Below are 17,241 nucleotides of genomic sequence, written 5' to 3' on the forward strand. Positions count from 1 at the left end.
GTGGACGGCACTCCACCCCGAGGACTTCCCCGCCGCCTTGGCCGAAGCGTTCGCCGGAGTCGAGTTGGGCACCTACGACCGACGCAACACGCCCGCTGCGCGCGGTGCCCAAGGGGCAGGAGACGACCGCACGCACCGATGCCCGCATGATCCTCGACGCGTCCGACGAACCCGACACCGCCATCGCGAGACTCGCGCTGCGCCAGGACGCCGTGGGCGCCCTGGTCGTCACCCAGTGGGGCGCCGACTACCTGCACTCGCGCGGCATGGACGACCGGATCATCGCGGACACCCGCACGGCCATCGTCGCCCAATCCCTCGAGGGCGCAGCCGACCAGACCGGCGACCCCGCACGCGCCACCGCTGCCCGGGGCGCGCAGGCGGCACAGTCCGCTATCGGGCTCAACGACGCCGCCGCATCCGCTGCACGGGGACTGTTCGACAGCATGCGCACCTACTACGCCGTACCCCGCGAGGAGCACCCGGTCCCGCGCGACCCTCGCCGCCCCGCCGCGCCCCAGGTGCTCGGGGAGGACATCCCCTCGGTGCAGTTCTGACCCGTGCCCCGCCGCCGCACGCGTGCCGCACGGCAAGACACGGCGCAGCACGGCACGGCGCCGAAGCAGGAAGGCAACACACGCTCACGGACACAGTGACCGCCGTGGTCTGCGAAGGCGTCCAGTTCGGCTACGAGGGGCGCACCTACACAGAGGGCGACACGATCGAGCTCCCGACCGGACACGTCCGCACGTGGCTCGCACGCGGTCTGGTCGTGCTGCCCGAGAACCACGGCCACCCCGATCAGGACCACCGCGCTCCTGTCGAGCCGTACCGCCCCGACCAGCGATGACGGACCGTCCCCCCTCCCCGGTTACAGGGGGTGGGGACTGACCTCCAACCGGGGTGGGGGAACAGAGCGCGGGGGAGGGCGCTGGGGGATCGGTCGACCAATCAACCTCAACGGACACGACGGAGAGTGAGCGAATGCCCCAGCAACGGGACCCGACGAAGCCGGTCAGCCGCGCGCACCGGGGCGTCAGCCGCGCCGCCACCGTGGTTCTCCTGCCCGCCGCAGGATGCGCGCACCCTGTGCCGGACCTGCCGCCGGGGCGGGAGTGGTCGGACGCCGAGCAAGGGCGGTGGGCTGAGCTGTGGGGATCGCCGCAGGCGACGCAGTGGGACGACTCCGCGCGCGGCACAGTCGCCGTCCTGGTCGTCTACGAGTCCGCCACCCTGAAGGGCGAGGCATCCGCGTGGATGGCACAGGAGGCGCGTCACGCAGCTGAGGCACTCGGGCTCACCCCGCGCGCCATGGTCGCGCTCGGGTCGCGGATCGTCGACGACGCGCAGCCGCGGTGACCACGCCCCGGCGTGCCGCGCGGGCCGCCGCCACCCGCGCCCAGGAACGGCCGCCGTTCGACTGGCGAGCCCCCGAGTACGGGATCAAGCAGTGGCCACCGGGTCCGGGCAACCCAGTCACGGTGTCCGCGATCATGGCCGCGCGGCGACGGGCCCGGCAGGAACGGGAGCAGTGGGAGCGCAAGCACCGGCCGCCGCACGGCCCCCTCGGGTGAGCCGGGAAGCCCGGACGGGCGCCGCCGGCCGGACGGGGATCGAGGGCCGGCCTAGCGGCAGGCACCCCCCGGCCTCCCGCCGCGCCCTCTCGCACAGGGGACGCGTGGCCGGACACGACACGGCCCCCGGAACATCGCTCCGGGGGCCGCCGTACTCCTCAGATCACCGTATGCCGTCCGTCTCGCGTCTCGCCCGGACAGGCGCCGCGTGTTCCTCGCGGGCCCCTTGGAGCCGCCCGGCCAGTCCGTGAAGCGTGACGGAGTACGCGCGGACCCGGTCCGCGAGAGCCCGCAGCCCTTCAGGCGTGAGGTGCGCTTCGGTCATGCCGAGGCGTGGGCCACATCAAGGCCATGGGTGTGCGCAGCTCGGTTCCTCCGAAGGGGTACTGCGTGATCTCACACATGAGAACGTCCTCGGTGCCGTCGCGGCCGAGATCGAGATGCAGGGCTGTCTCTGCGGCACGGTGGGCGAAGTCTGCGGCGAACGTGCCGTGCCTTGCGTCCTCGGCGTGATCGCTCTCGCACCACTCGGGGCACGTCACGGTGAGCAGGGAGCCCGGGGAGTCGAGTAGCCGGACCATGTGAGTTCGGGGCGCGCCTGACGCCGACTTGTTGAGTGCAGTCACCGGATCGTCTCTACCTCTCCCCCGACACGGGGGGCGTTGGCGGGAACAACGGATGTGGGGGGAGAGCCGTTCGCCCCCTGCCACGGGGTGCGGCAGGGGGCGAACAGCGGACCACGGGGCCCGTAAGGGCCGGGAGGCCGCCCGCCCCGCCCCTCGGGGGAAGGGGCGGGGCGGGCGGCCGGACGGGGGAAGCGCGGCGCGGTCTACGAGCCGCCTGCCGCGATTCCCCGGACAAGGGCCGCACCGACAACGGCCAGCACGAGCAGGTACCCGACGGTCAGGCGACGCTCACGGTTCACAGCGACCGCCCTTGGGGTCCGGTAGGTGAGCGAGCAGGCGGACGACCGACCGGGCGAGCCGCTGCGCGTGTGCCGCCCGCCGGGGCAGCGGCCCGTCCGCCACGTCGTTCAGGCGTTGGCGCGCTTCGGCCACTCCCGCCAAGGCTCCCGCCGTGGCCGCATCCGCCACGGGTCGCCCGTACGCTGCCCGCTCCACTTCCGGGATGAGCAGCATGAGGTGACCCCGGTACAACAGGACCAAGTCGTTCAGCTCACCCTCGGTCGGCAACTCGGCATCGTCCGCCAGGATGACGGCCGTTGTCGCGCGCATCGTCTCTACGTCGAGCGGCATGGACGCGTTCGCGCTCACAGGCGCTCACCCCTTGACCGGGCGTTGGCCGCCGCCGTGCCGTCTCTCAGCGCTTCGGACACGGGGACCGGTCGCAGTCGCTCCGGCCGTACGTCCCACTCCCGGCCACCGCCGATGGGGCGCAGTTGCACGTACGGGCCCACGAACCCCATCACCCTGCCCACCCTGCCGCTCATGCTGTCCTCGACGATGTCTCCGAGACGTACCGGGGCCGACTCGGGCTGTTCGCTCCGCGCGCTCACCGGGCCATCCCTTCAGCCCCGATCAGGTGCTGATCAAGGTCAACACCGAAGTCAGCGGCGAGCACCAGGGCGACACGACGCCGACGCTGCCGCGCCTGCTCACGCTCCCGCTCGGCGAGAACGACGTACGGCCGGACCAACACTGCCTCTTCGCCGCACAGCGGCTCATCAAAGCCGAACGGAGACCTCTGCACCGGAGGCCACGGCGCAGCTACACGGCACCCCTCTGTCTTCCGCGCGGGGGCCGCAACGGCCGCGCACGAATCCGCCCGCCGCCTGCCGGTACCGGGCACGAACACGCCCCGTACCCACCGCACGAACGTGTGGATAATGCTCACTGTCATCAACCTCCGGTGGTTGGTGGCCACGCCCCCGGACGGTTGCGCCCGTCGCGGGGGTCCTTGCATCTCCTGATCGTGGCCCCTTGAAAGGGACGTCTGTCCGCATGCGCGGGGACAGTTGGGCCGTACGCGATAGGGTCTAAAGAAGGCCCAAAGGTCCCTGTCGAGGAGGTTGACTTGAACGTCAGACTTCGTTCCGCGATGACTGAAGCGGGGCTCTCCGCTCGACAGCTGGCATACCGAGTGGGGGTATCGCCCAAACAAGTGGAACGATGGGTTTCGAACGAGGCGTTAACGCCTCACGCCAGAAACCGCGAAGACGCCGCCCGCGCGCTGGGAGTGGACGAGGAAATGATCTGGCCGACGGTGGTTAGGGACCGCATCAAGACCGGAGCGGACCGCGAGATCCTTCACAGCTACCCGTACCGGTCCGCTGCGCCGTCGACACTGTGGGCTGATCTCGCGGTGGGGGCTACGCGCGAGATCTACCTAGCTGGTTTCACCAACTACTTCCTCTTCACGTCCGTCCCGGCATTCTCCGAGACCCTGCACCGCAAGATCGAGTCAGGGGTCCGGGTGCGCTTCCTGATCGGTGACCCCGAGGGCGAAGTGACCCGGCAGCGCGAGACCATCGAAGACACGGCTTTGACCGTGTCCACTCGGATTCGCATCACCTTGGAGCACCTAGACCGCCTCGGGCCGCTCGAGGGGCTGGAGGCGCGGTTCTCCACGCCCGAGGACGCGGTGAACCACGTGAGCCTGAGCGTCTTTCGATTCGACGACGTCGCCCTTGTGACGCCCCATCTCGCGCGCATGGTCGGCCACGACTCACCTCTGTTGCACCTCCGCCGCCACAGCGAAGGCGGGATGTTCGACCGCTTCCGTGACCATGCAGAGGAGTTGTGGAGCCGGGCTGTTCCGATCCCGTCTTGACGCGCGGAACTCACGGCCCTCGCTTCCCACGGTGGGGCGTCGTGCTCCCTACCTAACCTGACTAGCCATCAGTAGCGCACGGGGCTGCGAACCTCGCCGGTTCCGTGGGCCACCAGTGGCCAAACACCAGCCGCGAGCGTGACGCCACGGCCGACATGTCCAGCGAGCGCACTGCCGACCGCTCACGCGTCGTACTGCGTCGCCTGCTCGGCTATGCCGACGTACCGGAAGCCCGCGCACTCAACGAACACGGCCCCCTGCTCACGCCGTAGCTGAGAGCCGTCGAGCACGCCCCGCCAGCGCGCAAGCGAGTAGCGCAAAGCCCCTCAAGAAGGTCGCTGACCTGCACGAATGAGGCCCTGCCCCAATGGGGGCATCTACAGGAATTGACAACAGCGATGCCATGGGCCGGCCGGCGCCCCTTCATGCGCGCGAGGCGACGCTCCGTGTGCCGGCCCGGCGGCGGACGCCGTCGACGAGGCGGGGGCGGAGCAGGGCCGCCGAGACGGCGGTGAGGTGGTCGGTGACGTCGCGGCCGATCTGGGCGGGCTGTCCGCTCGGGTCGCGGGGCGCGCCGGCGGCGTACGCGGACATGGCGCTGCGCAGGGCGATCACGCCGGCGACCCCGCGGGCGGTGGACTCGCCGTGCTCGGCGGCGGCCGCCCGGTAGGCGCGTTCGTAGAGGCCGTGGTCCAAGAAGGGTGCCAGACGGAGCAGGCCGTCGTGGATCTGCTGCTGGCGTTCCATCAGCCGCAGGTCCACGGGCGTGAACCGGCTCACGCGGGCTCTGGCGGAGGAGGGGGCCACCTGGCCGATCAGGTTCCTCAGCGGCTTCAGGATCCAGTAGGTGCCCTGCTCACGGGGCCACGTCTGCAGGAAGGGGCCCAGGACGGGCAGGATGAAGCCGGTGGCGACCAGGGTCGCGCCGAGGATGGCGAACAACGGGGCGGCCTCGGTGCTCAGGAAGTCCCAGTCGGTGCCCGCCCAGCGGGCGCAGACGGCGGTGAGCTTGCTGAGCGCGAAGCCGAATCCGAAGGCGAACCCGGCCTGGAGGAAGATGAGGCCGGTCTTCAGCCAGCGGGGGCGCACCTGGCGGATCCAGGACCAGATCATCCAGGCGGACGCGAGTGTGGCCGTCAGGTAGGCCAGGAGGTAGAGCACGATGTGCTCACGCATCCAGGGTGTGTTGGCGTAGTACGTGTCCAGGTCGTAGGGCCGTTCCACGGGGGTGGCGGCCAGCAGGAAGGTGACCCACAGGGCGGCCACTGCGGCGAGGTAGATCACCCAGACCAGCTGGATGCGGCGCCGGCGGCCCGGCGTGGGCTCCTCGCGCCAGGTGATGATCATGGTGAGGCAGGCGCCGCAGAACAGCGTGAGCAGCGAGTACGACCACGGCGCCGCGACGTTCGGTATGCCGGTCATGGCGTTGATCCTGCGGATGCCCGCGGGCGCCACGCTGAGGAACACGGCCGAGGCGAAGAAGAGCACCAGCCAGGTCGCCCGCGCGTTGGGGTCCCTCCTGAACCGTGTGATAGCAGGGGTCTTGAGGGCGAGTCCCAGCAGGAGGAGGGCTGTGGGCACGGCGTAGGGCAGGGGAAGGTCCAACGGGCTCACCGGGCCGTCCGCACACCGGGGCCGACGGGAGGCGGGAGCGCGCCGCGACCGGTGCGCCAGCCGGGGCGGGCCGTGGCCGGGCGCCCGCCGGGGCGGGGCGTGGCCGGGCAGCCGCCGGGGCCGCCTCCCGGTGATCGCCGCCGCCCGGCCCAACAGGCCCTTTCACACTCTGTGTTCACCCGGGAACTATCCCCCGGATGCCCGGCGAACTCCGAATGCGGGTGCCGGCCGACCGCAGCGATTGCGCCATCGGGTCCCGCACGTGCCGTTCGGCGGCCTCACCGCGCCGGCCGGACCGTGCCTGGGCGTGGGGACCCGTCCCGCACCCTGCACGCGGTCCGCCCGGCCTCCCGGGCCGGCCCGGCCCCGGGCGGTGCGGGCGGGCGCACGCCCTCACGCGGTGAAGGTCCCCGTGAGGGCGTGCGTGTCCCGCGGGACGGTGCCTACCAGCGGACGGGCAGGCGTTCGGGGATGCGCGGTGCGCCGGGTGTGCGGACCCGCTGCCGTACGGTTGGCTGCCGACGGGCACCATGGTGGTGCACGTGCACGTGCACGTGTGCGGGGACGGGGACAGGGACGGGGGCCGATGTGAGCGGAGTGCTGTACGGCGAGCAGTCGTGGAATCCACTGGCGCGGACGGTGGAGCTGACCTGGGACGGTCTGCGCAGGGGCGGACGGATCACACCGCTGGCGGAGCTGAACCTGGGCGCCATGGCCGAGGCGTACCAGCGCGGCAGATGGCTGGGCGGCGGCGGTGCCGAACGCCCGCTGGACCGGCTGCCGCAGGGGCCGGGTGCCGTCCCGGTCACCCGTGTCACGGGCACCTGCAAGCCGGTGAAGGTCCGCCAGGCCGCCGAGTTCGCCCGCGGGCTGGGCGAGTTGGCGGTGCACGCGTGCGGAGGCCCGGAGCAGGTGGCCGCGTTGGGCGCCCGGGCCCGGGCCGAGGGGGTCCCGCTGTGGATCGCACGCCGGTTCGCTCCGGGCCCCGCCGGGCCGGTGGCCGTGGCGGTGGACCGCAGGCTGGTGCGGGTCGACGTGTGGGGGCCACAGGCTCCCGTCGTGCGCGTGCGGGCGCCCTACGGCTTCGACGGAGCGCCCTCCGATCCGTCCCGCGGTCTGCGGATGAGCGTGGGCGACAGGCCGGCGCAGCTCAGCCTGACCAGGCGGCTGCGCAAGTCCCGGAGCAGTGTGGAGATCGGGCTGCCGGACCGGCGCTGGGTCCTGCGCCGACACGACGCGGTGAACTCGCGGCTGCTGCGCGACGAGAGCCCCGTCGCTCTGCTGACCCGTCCCCCGCGCAGACCGCCGGTCGACCCGGACTCGGTCCTGCTGCCGCTCGCCTTCGTGCACTACGAGAGCGCCGACCCGCTGGACGCCGTCATGGCCCAGGTGTGCGCGGTCGCCTTCGGCCTCGGGGACACCACGGGCACGGCCCGCTTCCGTGCGCAGCGCGGCCGCTCGCCGGGAGCCGAGTCGATCGTGCCCGACGAGCACTGGGACCGGCCCTGGTACAGCAACCTGGGCAGCAGCCGCGAGGACAACGAGTCCGACGGGGCCGACGGCTGGGGCTCGGACGGCGGCGACGGCGGCGACGGTGGTGGAGGAGGAGGCGACGGGGGCGGCGACGGAGGCGGGGGCGACTGACGTGCCGGGCCGCGTACGGCCGGTGACGGCGGGCGCGGCCGCGGGACGCGTCGGCGACGCACGGTGCCGCCTCCGGGGAGGCGGCAGCGCCGCGGCTGCGGCGCCTCACCGGTCGCAGCCCGCGGCGGACCGGGCACGGTCGCCCCGCTCCGGGGCGCGCGGCCGCCCGACCGACCGGGCCGCTCAGACGCCCGGGCCGACCGCGCCATCGCTCACCAGGCGAGCACCGGTCGCACGCTGAGATCCTCGCAGACGAGTTCCGTCCCGGGGCCGTACACCAGCTCCGCGAGGGAGGGGTGGCGTTGTGCGGTCGCCAGCGACAGCCACGCCAGCAGGCACCCGTACCCTCCGCACACCGACTCCCCGCCGTCTCCGCCGTGGACGGCGGTGGCGTCGGTGCTCACCTCCATGCCGTAGGTGTCGTGGGCGATGCGAAGGCCGAAGGCGCTGAGCTCGTTGTGCGGGCCGGCCGGGTCCCCGTAGGGGATGCGGTCGAGGGGACAGGTGTTGCCCCACCGGAACAGGGTGTCCGCACCCGCTCCGCACGCGTGCTCCCACTCGTCGGCGCTCGGCATCCTCAGACCGCGCGCCGCGAGCACGGCCGGCATGTCGGCGGGGGCCTCGGTGAGCGTCTCGGCCTCCACCGCCATCAGTACGGTGTCCAGTGCGACTGTACGGCGGGGGCTGAGCACCTGGGCGAGATGCGCCTTCAGGTCAGGCCCGCAGCCGTACCCTTCCTCGGCGCTCCCGGCGTAGTCCGCGGCCTGTCCGGGTGTCGGCTCCCAGGCGTCGAGGTCGAACCCGACGGACACGGTGCCACCCGGTACGAGGGCGAACTCCGTGCCGTGGCGCTCGATGCGGACGCGGTGCAGCGTCGCACCGAGGTGTTCCACGGGCTCGACGGAGACGACACGGCCGTCGACCTCGCCTCCGCAGCTGAGACCACATGATTCTCCGGTTGCGTCACAGCAGCACCTCGCTCTCCCGTCGTGCCCCCACCCAACGTCTACCGCGACGCAGAAGTACCGGCTGATAGTGCGACGATACGCCCGTGCTGCGTCCGTACCGCTGGATCGAGCAGCAGCGGCTCAGCGGAGCTGTGCGGCGGCCTCTGTGGCGATGCGCTCGAAGACGGACTGGTCGGCAGCGAAGTCGGAGCCCGCGATCGGCCAGTGGATCACGATCTCGGTGAAGCCGAGCTCCTGGTGGCGGCCGGCGAAGTCGACGAAGGCGTTCACAGACTCCAGCGGTCGGCCCCGGTCCGGGGTGAAGCCGGTCAGCAGGATCTTGTCCAGCTCGGCCACATCCCGCCCGGACTCGGCGCACGCCTTGCCGAGCTTCTCGACCTGGGCGCGCAGGGCCGCCACCGACTGCTCCGGGGTCCCCTCCTCGTACAGCTTCGGGTCGCCGGTCGTCACCCACGCCTGCCCGTACCGCGCGGCCAGCTTCAGCCCGCGCGGCCCGGTCGCCGCCACCGCGAATGGCAGCCGCGGCCGCTGGACACAGCCTGGGATGTTGCGCGCCTCCTCCGCCGTGTAGAAGTCGCCCTTCTGCGAGACCGCGCCCTCGGTGAGCAGCCGGTCGAGCAGCGGCACGAACTCGCCGAAACGGTCCGCCCGCTCCTTCGGCGACCACGCCTCTTGTCCGAGCGCGGTGGCGTCGAACCCGTTGCCGCCGGCCCCGATGCCGAGCGTGATCCGCCCGCCGGAGATGTCGTCGAGCGAGATCAGCTCCTTGGCGAGCGTCACTGGATGCCTGAAATTGGGCGACGTGACGAGCGTGCCCAGGCGTAGCCGGTCCGTCGCAGTGGCGGCGGCGGTGAGGGTGGGCAGGGCGCCGAACCAGGGGCCGTCGCGGAAGGTACGCCAGGACAGGTGGTCGTAGGTGTACGCGGCGTGGAAGCCGAGCTCCTCGGCGCGCTGCCACTTCGCGCGGCCTGTCTCGTGCCAGCGGTCGACGGGAAGGATCACGGTGCTCAGACGCAGACTCATGCCATCGAGCCTACGTCGGACCCAGGGGTGTTTCCGTGTGGCTCCGGAGTGTGACGTCCTCACGCTGCGGCGATCCGGTCTGGTGCGAGGCGGGCAGCACCCGACGGAGCCGTCTCAGTTCGGCGACCAGGCCCGCCGATCACTCTGGTGCCGGCTCATTGCGCAGCGGTGACCGACCATCCATGGCAGGAGAAGGACAGGCCTCCGTCCCGGTACGCCGCCAGGGCCTGCGTGGAGGTCGGGAACGCGGGGGTGGGCAGGCCGTGACGTTTCCCCGTGATCTCGGACACGTGATTGTTATGCCGCGAGGGCGTGCTGATGCCGCTGCCTGGTCTCGGCCGGAGTGAGGTAGCCGAAGGTCTTGTGCTTGCGCAGGCGGCGGCGGTTGTAGAAGGTCTCGATGAAGGTGAAGACCTCCGCGCGGGCGGTGGCGCGGTCGGGCCAGGTGCGAGTGCCTGTCTCTTCTTTGAGCAGGGCCCAGAGGCTCTCCGCGGCGGCGTTGTCGAAGCGTGATCCGGTGCGCCCGCAGCTCTGCCGCAGCCCGAACTTCCCTGTTCATTCCAGGAATTGGGTCGACGTGTATTCGCTGCCGCGATCGCTGTGGATCACGCAACCGGGTTCCAGTCCGCCTCGGCCGTGGGCCATGTCGAGGACGTCGACGACGAGGTCGGCGCGGTGGTGGTCGGCCATGGCATAGCCGACGATCTCGCGGGTGGCCAGGTCCAGCCAACAGGCGAGGTAGAGCCAGCCCTCGGCGGTGGGCAGGTAGGTGATGTCACCGACCGGCTTGGTGCCGGGGCGCTCGGCATGGAAGCCGCGGCCGATCAGGTCCGGGGCCGGCTTCGCCTTCATATCAGGCCGGGTCAGCGAGCGGTGCTTGCGCCGGGTGACACCGCGGATGTCGCGTTCACGCATCACACGGGCGACGCGTTTGCGGTTCACCCACCGGCCCAGGCGGCGCAGTTCGGCGTGGATGCGCGGGACACCGCAGGTGCGGCGGGAGGCGATGTGCAGCACGGTGATCTCGTGGGCGAGTGCGTCGTCGGCGGCCTGGCGCTTGCGGCGGGCGGTCTCGCCCTCGCGCCAGGCGTAGTAGGAGGAGCGGGCCACATGCAGCACCCGGCACAGCAGCGTGATCGGATAGTTCGCCGTCTCCGCATGGATCAACCGGTACAGCTCGCTCACCGGTCGTTCTCCTTCACGAAGAAGGCAGTCGCTTTTTCAGGATCTCGATCGTCTGCTGCTGTTCGCGGACCTCCTTGCGCAGCCGCTTGAGCTCCTCACGCTCGGCACTGGTCAGCTCACCGGACTCGCCGGTTGCCCCGGTCGGCCTTGGCCTTGTGGTACCAGCCGCGCAGGGACTCGGAACTGATGCCGAGTTCCCGGGCGACGGCGGTGACCGTCTTGCCCGAGGAATCGACGAGCGCGATCGCGTCCCGCTTGAACTCCTCGGTGTACCGCTTCGTGTACTTGCTTCCCACCTGGTGCTACTTCCTCTTGAACCTCAAGATCCCGGTCTCCAGGTGTCCACGATCAAGGGGAGGCTTCAATGATGCGGGTAGGCCGCCGACTTGGACACCCCGGACAACGGTGCCGGTCGGCGCAGGGGCAGGTTGGTCCGCCGGTACGCGGCGACCAGGAGCACGTGGCCCTCCAGCGGCAGGCTCCAGGGCCGGCCCGTGCGCGCCGGATCCGCACCCTTATGCCGGAGCGCGGTGATCGGCTCGCCGAACCGGAGCCGTCGGAGGGCATTCCGACAGGAGACTCGGCGGGGGCCGGCCGACAACCGGTTCAGTCGGCGCGGCCGCTGGAGAGCTGTCCGGAGACGACGGCGGCCGCCGCTTCACCGTAGACGTCGGCGGACAGCTCCGGCTGCCAGGCGGTCTGCAGAATGAACCCCTGGAGCAGGGACAGCAGGACACCGGCTGCCGCCGAGGGGTGAACCGCAGCAGCCACCTCGCCCTCCGCCTGCCCCTGCGCGATGCGCTCGCGCAGGGCGTCACGCACCCCTCGCAGGCCATGCTGCATCGCGGCGGACAGCGTGGGGTTGCGCAGCGCTTCGCCCCACGCCTGGACCGCCAGCCGGAACCGGGCATCGGCGTGATCGAGTCCGGCGAGCGTCCGCGGGAGTTCGGCGAAGAGCGCGGGCAGCGTCTGACAGGTCCGCAGCGCATCCCGTACGGCCGTCTCCACCATGGCGGTCGCGTCGAGCGAGATCGCGGCGATGATCTCGTCCTTGGTGCGGAAGTACCGGTAGACCGCACCGGGGGACATGCCCGCCTCGTCGATGACGTCCTGGATGGTCGTGCGGTGGAAGCCGTCGCGGGCGAAACAGGCGGAGGCCGCCGCGAGGATGTGGTCGCGGCGGGCGGCGCGGTATGCGGCACTGACTCTGGGCACCTCTTCACGTTAAAGCGAGCACTCGCTCTTGACAACATCCCGCCTGGCGGCCAGCCTCAATAAAAAAGAGCGAACGCTCCCCTTTTTTTAGGAGGTGTGATGCAGCACACCCAGGTACTGATCGTCGGGGCAGGCCCGACCGGACTCGCCCTCGCCGCCCAGCTGAACCGCTTCGGGGTGACGGCGCGCATCATCGACAAGCACGCCGGAGTGCTGGAGGCGACCAAGGCGGCAGCTCTGCACGCCCGGGCCCTGGAACACCTGCGGACCCTGGGGGTGGCCGACCGTGTCCTGGCCGAGGGGCAGCGGGTCGACATCCTGCAGCTGCGTACGGTCCACCGCGACCGGGTCGCGGTCGACTTCCGCACCCTGCGCGACACGGCCTACCCGCACATGACGGACATTCCGCAGGCCCGCACCGAACACATCCTCATCGACCACCTCGCCGACGCGGGCATCGTGGCCGAGCGCAGCACCGCCTGCACGCGGGTCGAGCAGACCGACGACGCGGTGACCGTCACGGTCACCACTCCCGAGGGCCGGACCGAGACCATCGAGGCGGACTGGCTGGTCGGCTGCGACGGCGCTCACAGCACGGTCCGCGAGCAGCTCGGGATCGCCTTCGCCGGTGACGCGTACGCCGACGACTGGGTGCTGTGCGACGCGGTCGTCGACTGGCCGCTGCCCCGCAACGAAATGACCTTCTCCGCCGACACGGACGGCATCTGCGGGGTGTTCCCGCTGCCCGGCGAGAAGCGCTACCGGCTCGCCTACACCCAGAACCGTGCCGCCGACGGCACCCTGGTCGAACCCAGCCTGGCCGACGCGCAGCAGGCGCTCCGCCGGACCGCCGTCACCGGCACCGTCCGGTCGGTCGACGAGTTCTGGACCTTCCGCCTCGCCCACAAGCAGGCCGTCCGCTACGGCAGCGGCCGGGTGTTCCTGGCCGGGGACGCCGCCCACGTCCACACACCCTTCGGCGGACAGGGCCTGAACCTCGGCATCGGGGACGCCATGAACCTGGGCTGGAAGCTCGCCTCGGTGGTCACCGGCCGGTCCTCCCGCTCCCTGCTGGACACCTACCAGCCCGAGCGGCACCGGATCGCCCGGGACGTGGTGGCGTTCACCCATCGCGGCGCGACGGCCATGCTGCTGCGCGACGATCCACGCCGCCACCTGCGCGACGCGGCGATGACCCTGCTGCAGCACACCCCTGTGGCGCAGCACGGCCTCGCCCGCCGGTTCTCCCAACTCGGCCACAGCTACCGCCGCACACCCCACGCCCCCGGCCGTGGAAGCTCCCTGGCCGCCGGTGACCGGCTCCCGGATCCACTGCTCTTCGACGGGCTCACCGACCGCTCGGTGCGTCTGCACGACGTGCTGGCGTCCGACGCGTGCACCCTGCTGCTCACCACCACGGCGGACACCGACCCGGTGGACGCGTCGCTCACCGAGCTGTGGCGGCGCTGGCGGGGTGCGCTCGCCGGGGTGGTCCTGACCACCCGGTGGAGGCCGGCCGTCCTCAGGGGCGCGGCCGACGCCGTCCCCGCACTGCTTGACCGGGGCCACCAGGCCGCCCGGCTGTACGGGCGCGGACCGGTGGCCTACCTCGTCCGCCCGGACCAGCACCTGGCCTACGTCGGCCCCCCGGACGCCGCCCGCATCGAGGACTGCCTCGGCTCGATCCACACGGCACCCGCCCGCCCGTCGTCGGGCGCCGCGGCCGGAACGGTGTGAACGCCATGAACGACATGAACGATATGAACGCCATCGTCAGCATCCACCTGAGGCAGTCCACCGCTCACGCCGTCCTTTCCGAGCACGGCACCGTGCTCGTGGATGCCGGACCGGCCGGCGCCACGCGCACGCTGCTGCGCCGCCTCGGCAGGGCCGGCGTCGACCCCGACGGGATATCACTGGTCGTCCTGACCCACTGCCACCCCGATCACGCCGGCGGTGTCGCCGAGTTGCGCCGCGAGCTCAGGACACCGGTCGCGGTGCATGCGGCCGAAGTGGACTGGGCCACCACCGGAACCAGCCGGCTGTACGAACCCCAGCGGATGTTCGGCCGGATACTGCGCCGCACGCTGAACCCCGCGTTCCCCGCGTTCATCCCGGATCTCGTCCTCGAGGACGGTGTCACGCTGGACGCGTACGGCCCGCCGCTGACCGTGCTGCACACCCCCGGCCACACGCCGGGGTCCGTCACCCTGCTCCACCGCCCCGACGGCAGCGCCCTCCTCGGCGACCTCCTGGCCGGCGGAATGCTGCGGCGCGACCGCCCGGGCATGCCCTTCCTCGCCCAGGACCCCGCGCAGGTGGCCGCGAGCGTACGCACCGTACTGGAACACGGCCCGAACCGGCTCCTGTTCGGGCACGGACGCCCCGCCTCAGCCGCGGCGGCCCGAAAGCTGGCGCGAGGGTGACGGCGGGCTGAGACGAGCCGCCCGCGGGGCGGTGGTCCGCACCGGCTCGCGGTGCGGACCACCGCGGGCGGGGCCGCGGCGCGTGGTCGGCCTGCCACAGCCGGGGCTGCGGCGCAGTTGCGCCGCAGCCCGTCCGGGGCTGAACGCGCCGCCGCCCCGGCCGGGCACGGCCGCTCCGGCCAGGGCGCATTACATTACAGAACAGTCGTGTAATGTAATCCTCGTCGGTTCGGGTGGCCCCACCCCCGCACACAAGAGGGAGCGCCGTGACGTACGTGGTGATGAACATGCTTCAGTTCCAGCCCGCCTGGCTCAGGCTGGAGCGGGCCGAGCGGGCCCGCACCTGGGACACGGTCAGGGCTCTCGCCGCCCGCGCCGAGGGCGTCCGTCTGCGCTGGTTCGACGCGGAGGCGTTCTGCGCCGACTACAGCGACATCCTGCTCGTCGAGACCGAGGACCTCGCCGCCTACTACATGTTCTGGGAGGCGGTCCGGGACACCGAGCTGTTCTCCGTGCCGTACGTCGTGGTGAAGCAGGTCGCCATGGGGATCGAGGACGGATTCGCCGCCTACGACAGGGCAGTCGCGGCGCAGGGTCCGGTGCCGAGTGAGTGAGCACACGCCCGCGCCGGGCCGACCACGCAGCGACGAAGCCTCGGCGCGCATCCTGCGGGCCACCGTCGAACTGCTGGCCCTGGGCGGGGCGGCCGGGGTGTCGGTCGACGCGGTGGCCACCCGGGCGGGCGTGTCCCGGCCCACGGTCTACCGGCGGTGGAAGGACCGTACGGAGCTCGTCGCGGCCGCAGTCCGGCACGCCTTCGCGCAGGCCAACCCCGAAGCCCCGCACACCGGCGATGTGCTGGCCGACCTCACCACCGTGCTCTCCAACACCGTGCGCCTGCTCACCGGGACCGAACTCGGCCGCGTCATCGCCGGGCTGGTCAGCGAACTGCCGCGCTCTCCCGGCCTCGCCGCCGCTCTGCACGAGGTGGAGCGGGAGCGGCGCGAGGTCCTGCGCCGGGTTCTGCGCCGGGCCGAGGCGGAGGACCGGCTGCGGCCGGCCGATGTGGAGCTGGCCGTCGATCTCCTTCTCGGCCCCGTCTACCTCCGGCTGCTCATCACCGGCGACCCCGTCTCCGCCGATCTCGCCCGCGAGCTCGCCGAGTTGGTGGTCGTCCCGCCGCGACCCGGGTGAGCGGCGGTCCCCCGGGGCGCTCCGGCCGGCGGTCAGGTGCGGTGCTCCGTGGAGACGATCAGACAGACCCCGGCGACCACCACCGCGCCGCCCAGGGCGATGGGCCAGGTGACCGCCTCGCCGAGGACCAGCGCGCCCGGGACGACCGCCACCACCGGATTGACGTAGGCGTAGGTCGCGGTGAGCGAGAGCGGAGCACGGTGCAGCAGCCAGACATAGGCGGTGAAGGCGACCAGGGAGCCGCAGACGATCAGATGGACCAGGGCGATCCAGGAGCGGGCCGAGAAACCGACGGGGTCCAGGCCGTGCTGCTCACCCCGGGTCAGGCCGAGCAGGGCGCAGCCGAGGCCGCCGGCCACCATCTCGTGGGCGCTGGCGACGAACGGGTTCGCCGGCATCGGCAGCCGGGAGGAGGAGAACGAACCGACCGACCGACCAGAGGACGGTGGCGACCATCACGGTCAGTACGCCGCTGATCCGCACCGCGCCGCTGAGCCCCCGGCAGCCTGAACACGGCGAGACCGGCGAGTCCGAGGAGGACCCCGGCGAACGCCCCACGGCCCGGCCGGTCGCCCACGGCAGTGCGCAGTACCACCACCCAGGCCGGGACGACCGCGATGACCCGAAAGCCCGCTGTTTCCCATCCGGCGCAGATCCGGCTTCCGGACGTGCCGCCTACGCGATTTCCAGCGGCGACCCGACAGTTCACTCCCGGAGAAACACGGGCGTATTCCGTGGGCCCCGGCTCTCCGGTGAGGGGCCGCGGCAGCCCGTGCGGGGCGGGCGTGAACGCGGCGTACGCAGGGAGCGGCTCCGCGCCGAGGTTCCGCGTCCGCCGTTCCGGCTCCGCGGGCTGTGGACCTTCAGGTTCCGGGCCTGCGTGTTCTGTGTCCGCGGCTCCCCGGTTCGAGCGCCACGGGTTCGAGCGCCACGGGTTCGAGCGCCACGGGTTCGAGCGCCACGGGTTCGCGGGCCACGGGTTCGCGGGCCACGGGTTCGCGGGCCACGGGTTCGCCGGCACCCGGTGCGTCGTGGCCGGCTGCCGCGGACGGAGGACCGGGGCGGCAGGCGCGGCGTGCCGCGCGGCCGCCACCGCAGGGCCGGGGACAGGACGGCGGCGGCCGGCCGGTCCGTCAGGCGGCGGACGGTGCGGCGACCGTGTACCCCGCCTCCACGATGGCCGCGCGCAGTCGCGCGTCGTCCAGGCCGGTGCCTCCCACGGAGACCGTCCCCGCCGTGACGTCGATGTCCACCTCGTCGACCCCGGGGACCTGGGAGACCTCTTCCGTGACGCTCGCGGCGCAGTGGGCGCAGCTCATGCCGCTGACGAAGTACTGCTTCCGTGCCATGGCGCAACTCCAGTGTCGTGGGGTGTCCGTACCCCTGTTGATACGGGCGCACCGGCGGGTGTGCTCATCCGGTGCCGTCCACCACTGAGTCGTCGCGCGCCGGGCGGAGTTCCCGGCTGTGGCCGGCGTCACCCGCCCGGGGCACTCTCCGGTCTGCCTCGCCGTGGCCGGTCCGGGCTGTCGCGGTCCGGGCTGTCGCGGTCCGGTCGCCGGCGGGTCGGGGCGGCTGCGCGGAGCGCGGGTGTTCGCGTGCCATGGA

23 protein-coding genes and 2 pseudogenes are annotated in these 17,241 nt (G+C 72.1%); 10 read left to right on the forward strand and 15 right to left on the reverse strand.

All coding sequences use genetic code 11. The annotated features are described in order from the left end of the window. Positions 1–104 precede the first annotated feature (104 nt). From AC5K6T_RS16635 to AC5K6T_RS16650, 4 genes are all read left to right on the forward strand, one after another. A complete protein-coding gene (locus AC5K6T_RS16635) occupies positions 105–557 on the forward strand; it encodes a hypothetical protein (protein WP_493209818.1) in 453 nt (150 codons plus the stop codon). Between the two features lie 104 nt (positions 558–661). Further along, positions 662–850 (forward strand): hypothetical protein, encoded by a 189-nt coding sequence (locus AC5K6T_RS16640; protein ID WP_493209820.1) that lies wholly within the window; start codon positions 662–664, stop codon positions 848–850. Between the two features lie 134 nt (positions 851–984). Further along, complete coding sequence (locus tag AC5K6T_RS16645) at positions 985–1,359, forward strand: phage terminase small subunit (RefSeq protein ID WP_493209822.1); 375 nt, start codon at positions 985–987, stop codon at positions 1,357–1,359. After that, the gene (locus AC5K6T_RS16650; protein ID WP_493209823.1) at positions 1,356–1,574 is read left to right on the forward strand and encodes a hypothetical protein; all 219 of its coding nucleotides are present in this window, start codon (positions 1,356–1,358) and stop codon (positions 1,572–1,574) included. Before AC5K6T_RS16645 ends, AC5K6T_RS16650 begins: the two co-directional genes overlap by 4 nt. Before the next feature lie 299 nt (positions 1,575–1,873). Here AC5K6T_RS16650 and AC5K6T_RS16655 read toward each other — a convergent pair whose 3' ends face one another. The 4 genes from AC5K6T_RS16655 to AC5K6T_RS16670 all read right to left on the reverse strand — a co-directional run bounded on the left by AC5K6T_RS16655 (position 1,874) and on the right by AC5K6T_RS16670 (position 3,458). Continuing rightward, a complete protein-coding gene (locus AC5K6T_RS16655) occupies positions 1,874–2,155 on the reverse strand; it encodes a DUF6907 domain-containing protein (protein WP_493210805.1) in 282 nt (93 codons plus the stop codon). Between the two features lie 333 nt (positions 2,156–2,488). After that, positions 2,489–2,848 (reverse strand): DUF6415 family natural product biosynthesis protein, encoded by a 360-nt coding sequence (locus AC5K6T_RS16660; RefSeq protein WP_493209825.1) that lies wholly within the window; start codon positions 2,846–2,848, stop codon positions 2,489–2,491. After that, positions 2,845–3,024 (reverse strand): hypothetical protein, encoded by a 180-nt coding sequence (locus AC5K6T_RS16665; RefSeq protein WP_493210806.1) that lies wholly within the window; start codon positions 3,022–3,024, stop codon positions 2,845–2,847. Before AC5K6T_RS16665 ends, AC5K6T_RS16660 begins: the two co-directional genes overlap by 4 nt. Before the next feature lie 62 nt (positions 3,025–3,086). Next, positions 3,087–3,458: a hypothetical protein gene (locus AC5K6T_RS16670; protein WP_493209826.1), complete on the reverse strand. Its 372-nt coding sequence runs from the start codon at positions 3,456–3,458 to the stop codon at positions 3,087–3,089. 150 nt (positions 3,459–3,608) lie between these two features. Between AC5K6T_RS16670 and AC5K6T_RS16675 the strand changes: the two genes are divergently transcribed. Continuing rightward, positions 3,609–4,364, forward strand: coding sequence for an XRE family transcriptional regulator (locus tag AC5K6T_RS16675; RefSeq protein ID WP_493209828.1), 756 nt, complete (start codon positions 3,609–3,611; stop codon positions 4,362–4,364). A gap of 182 nt (positions 4,365–4,546) precedes the next feature. On the opposite strand, the gene AC5K6T_RS16680 is transcribed toward AC5K6T_RS16675, so the two are convergent. After that, the gene (locus AC5K6T_RS16680) at positions 4,547–4,684 is read right to left on the reverse strand and encodes a hypothetical protein (protein WP_493209830.1); all 138 of its coding nucleotides are present in this window, start codon (positions 4,682–4,684) and stop codon (positions 4,547–4,549) included. 103 nt (positions 4,685–4,787) lie between these two features. Then, complete coding sequence (locus AC5K6T_RS16685; RefSeq protein WP_493209832.1) at positions 4,788–5,978, reverse strand: MAB_1171c family putative transporter; 1,191 nt, start codon at positions 5,976–5,978, stop codon at positions 4,788–4,790. Positions 5,979–6,566: 588 nt separating this feature from the next. On the opposite strand from AC5K6T_RS16685, the gene AC5K6T_RS16690 reads away from it, so the two are divergent. Then, the gene (locus tag AC5K6T_RS16690; RefSeq protein WP_493209833.1) at positions 6,567–7,622 is read left to right on the forward strand and encodes a hypothetical protein; all 1,056 of its coding nucleotides are present in this window, start codon (positions 6,567–6,569) and stop codon (positions 7,620–7,622) included. Positions 7,623–7,834: 212 nt separating this feature from the next. Here AC5K6T_RS16690 and AC5K6T_RS16695 read toward each other — a convergent pair whose 3' ends face one another. From AC5K6T_RS16695 to AC5K6T_RS16725, 7 genes and pseudogenes are all read right to left on the reverse strand, one after another. Then, complete coding sequence (locus AC5K6T_RS16695) at positions 7,835–8,515, reverse strand: hypothetical protein (RefSeq protein ID WP_493209835.1); 681 nt, start codon at positions 8,513–8,515, stop codon at positions 7,835–7,837. 195 nt (positions 8,516–8,710) lie between these two features. Beyond that, a complete protein-coding gene (locus AC5K6T_RS16700) occupies positions 8,711–9,613 on the reverse strand; it encodes an LLM class flavin-dependent oxidoreductase (protein WP_493209836.1) in 903 nt (300 codons plus the stop codon). 297 nt (positions 9,614–9,910) lie between these two features. Continuing rightward, entirely contained in the window at positions 9,911–10,153 is a 243-nt protein-coding gene (locus AC5K6T_RS16705) for an integrase core domain-containing protein (RefSeq protein ID WP_493210808.1), read from the reverse strand. Positions 10,154–10,168: 15 nt separating this feature from the next. Then, positions 10,169–10,810: pseudogene (locus AC5K6T_RS16710) on the reverse strand (IS3 family transposase); the annotation flags it as partial. A gap of 104 nt (positions 10,811–10,914) precedes the next feature. After that, positions 10,915–11,094 (reverse strand): transposase, encoded by a 180-nt coding sequence (locus tag AC5K6T_RS16715; RefSeq protein WP_493209837.1) that lies wholly within the window; start codon positions 11,092–11,094, stop codon positions 10,915–10,917. 80 nt (positions 11,095–11,174) lie between these two features. Next, positions 11,175–11,399 (reverse strand): annotated as a pseudogene (locus AC5K6T_RS16720) (helix-turn-helix domain-containing protein); the annotation flags it as partial. Between the two features lie 5 nt (positions 11,400–11,404). Further along, a complete protein-coding gene (locus AC5K6T_RS16725; RefSeq protein WP_493209838.1) occupies positions 11,405–12,013 on the reverse strand; it encodes a TetR/AcrR family transcriptional regulator in 609 nt (202 codons plus the stop codon). A gap of 99 nt (positions 12,014–12,112) precedes the next feature. On the opposite strand from AC5K6T_RS16725, the gene AC5K6T_RS16730 reads away from it, so the two are divergent. From AC5K6T_RS16730 to AC5K6T_RS16745, 4 genes are all read left to right on the forward strand, one after another. Next, positions 12,113–13,750, forward strand: a complete 1,638-nt coding sequence (locus AC5K6T_RS16730) for an FAD-dependent monooxygenase (RefSeq protein ID WP_493209839.1) — start codon at positions 12,113–12,115, stop codon at positions 13,748–13,750. Positions 13,751–13,755: 5 nt separating this feature from the next. Continuing rightward, positions 13,756–14,439, forward strand: a complete 684-nt coding sequence (locus AC5K6T_RS16735; RefSeq protein ID WP_493209840.1) for an MBL fold metallo-hydrolase — start codon at positions 13,756–13,758, stop codon at positions 14,437–14,439. A gap of 266 nt (positions 14,440–14,705) precedes the next feature. After that, the gene (locus AC5K6T_RS16740) at positions 14,706–15,053 is read left to right on the forward strand and encodes a darcynin family protein (RefSeq protein WP_493209841.1); all 348 of its coding nucleotides are present in this window, start codon (positions 14,706–14,708) and stop codon (positions 15,051–15,053) included. After that, positions 15,046–15,633: a TetR/AcrR family transcriptional regulator gene (locus AC5K6T_RS16745; RefSeq protein ID WP_493209842.1), complete on the forward strand. Its 588-nt coding sequence runs from the start codon at positions 15,046–15,048 to the stop codon at positions 15,631–15,633. Before AC5K6T_RS16740 ends, AC5K6T_RS16745 begins: the two co-directional genes overlap by 8 nt. Positions 15,634–15,665: 32 nt before the next feature. On the opposite strand, the gene AC5K6T_RS16750 is transcribed toward AC5K6T_RS16745, so the two are convergent. Beyond that, positions 15,666–16,031 (reverse strand): EamA family transporter, encoded by a 366-nt coding sequence (locus AC5K6T_RS16750; protein WP_493209844.1) that lies wholly within the window; start codon positions 16,029–16,031, stop codon positions 15,666–15,668. 735 nt (positions 16,032–16,766) lie between these two features. Then, positions 16,767–16,982, reverse strand: a complete 216-nt coding sequence (locus tag AC5K6T_RS16755) for a heavy-metal-associated domain-containing protein (protein WP_493209845.1) — start codon at positions 16,980–16,982, stop codon at positions 16,767–16,769. Between the last annotated feature and the right edge of the window lie 259 nt (positions 16,983–17,241).

The organism is Streptomyces sp. B8-7, from assembly GCF_058833805.1.

Bases quoted from the DNA above. Each gene is read 5' to 3' on its own strand.
- AC5K6T_RS16645 (WP_493209822.1), top strand. From the start codon at position 985: ATGCCCCAGCAACGGGACCCGACGAAGCCGGTCAGCCGCGCGCACCGG.
- AC5K6T_RS16655 (WP_493210805.1), bottom strand. From the start codon at position 2,155: ATGGTCCGGCTACTCGACTCCCCGGGCTCCCTGCTCACCGTGACGTGC.
- AC5K6T_RS16665 (WP_493210806.1), bottom strand. From the start codon at position 3,024: ATGAGCGGCAGGGTGGGCAGGGTGATGGGGTTCGTGGGCCCGTACGTG.
- AC5K6T_RS16700 (WP_493209836.1), bottom strand. From the start codon at position 9,613: ATGAGTCTGCGTCTGAGCACCGTGATCCTTCCCGTCGACCGCTGGCAC.
- AC5K6T_RS16730 (WP_493209839.1), top strand. From the start codon at position 12,113: ATGCAGCACACCCAGGTACTGATCGTCGGGGCAGGCCCGACCGGACTC.
- AC5K6T_RS16735 (WP_493209840.1), top strand. From the start codon at position 13,756: ATGAACGACATGAACGATATGAACGCCATCGTCAGCATCCACCTGAGG.
- AC5K6T_RS16750 (WP_493209844.1), bottom strand. From the start codon at position 16,031: ATGCCGGCGAACCCGTTCGTCGCCAGCGCCCACGAGATGGTGGCCGGC.
- AC5K6T_RS16755 (WP_493209845.1), bottom strand. From the start codon at position 16,982: ATGGCACGGAAGCAGTACTTCGTCAGCGGCATGAGCTGCGCCCACTGC.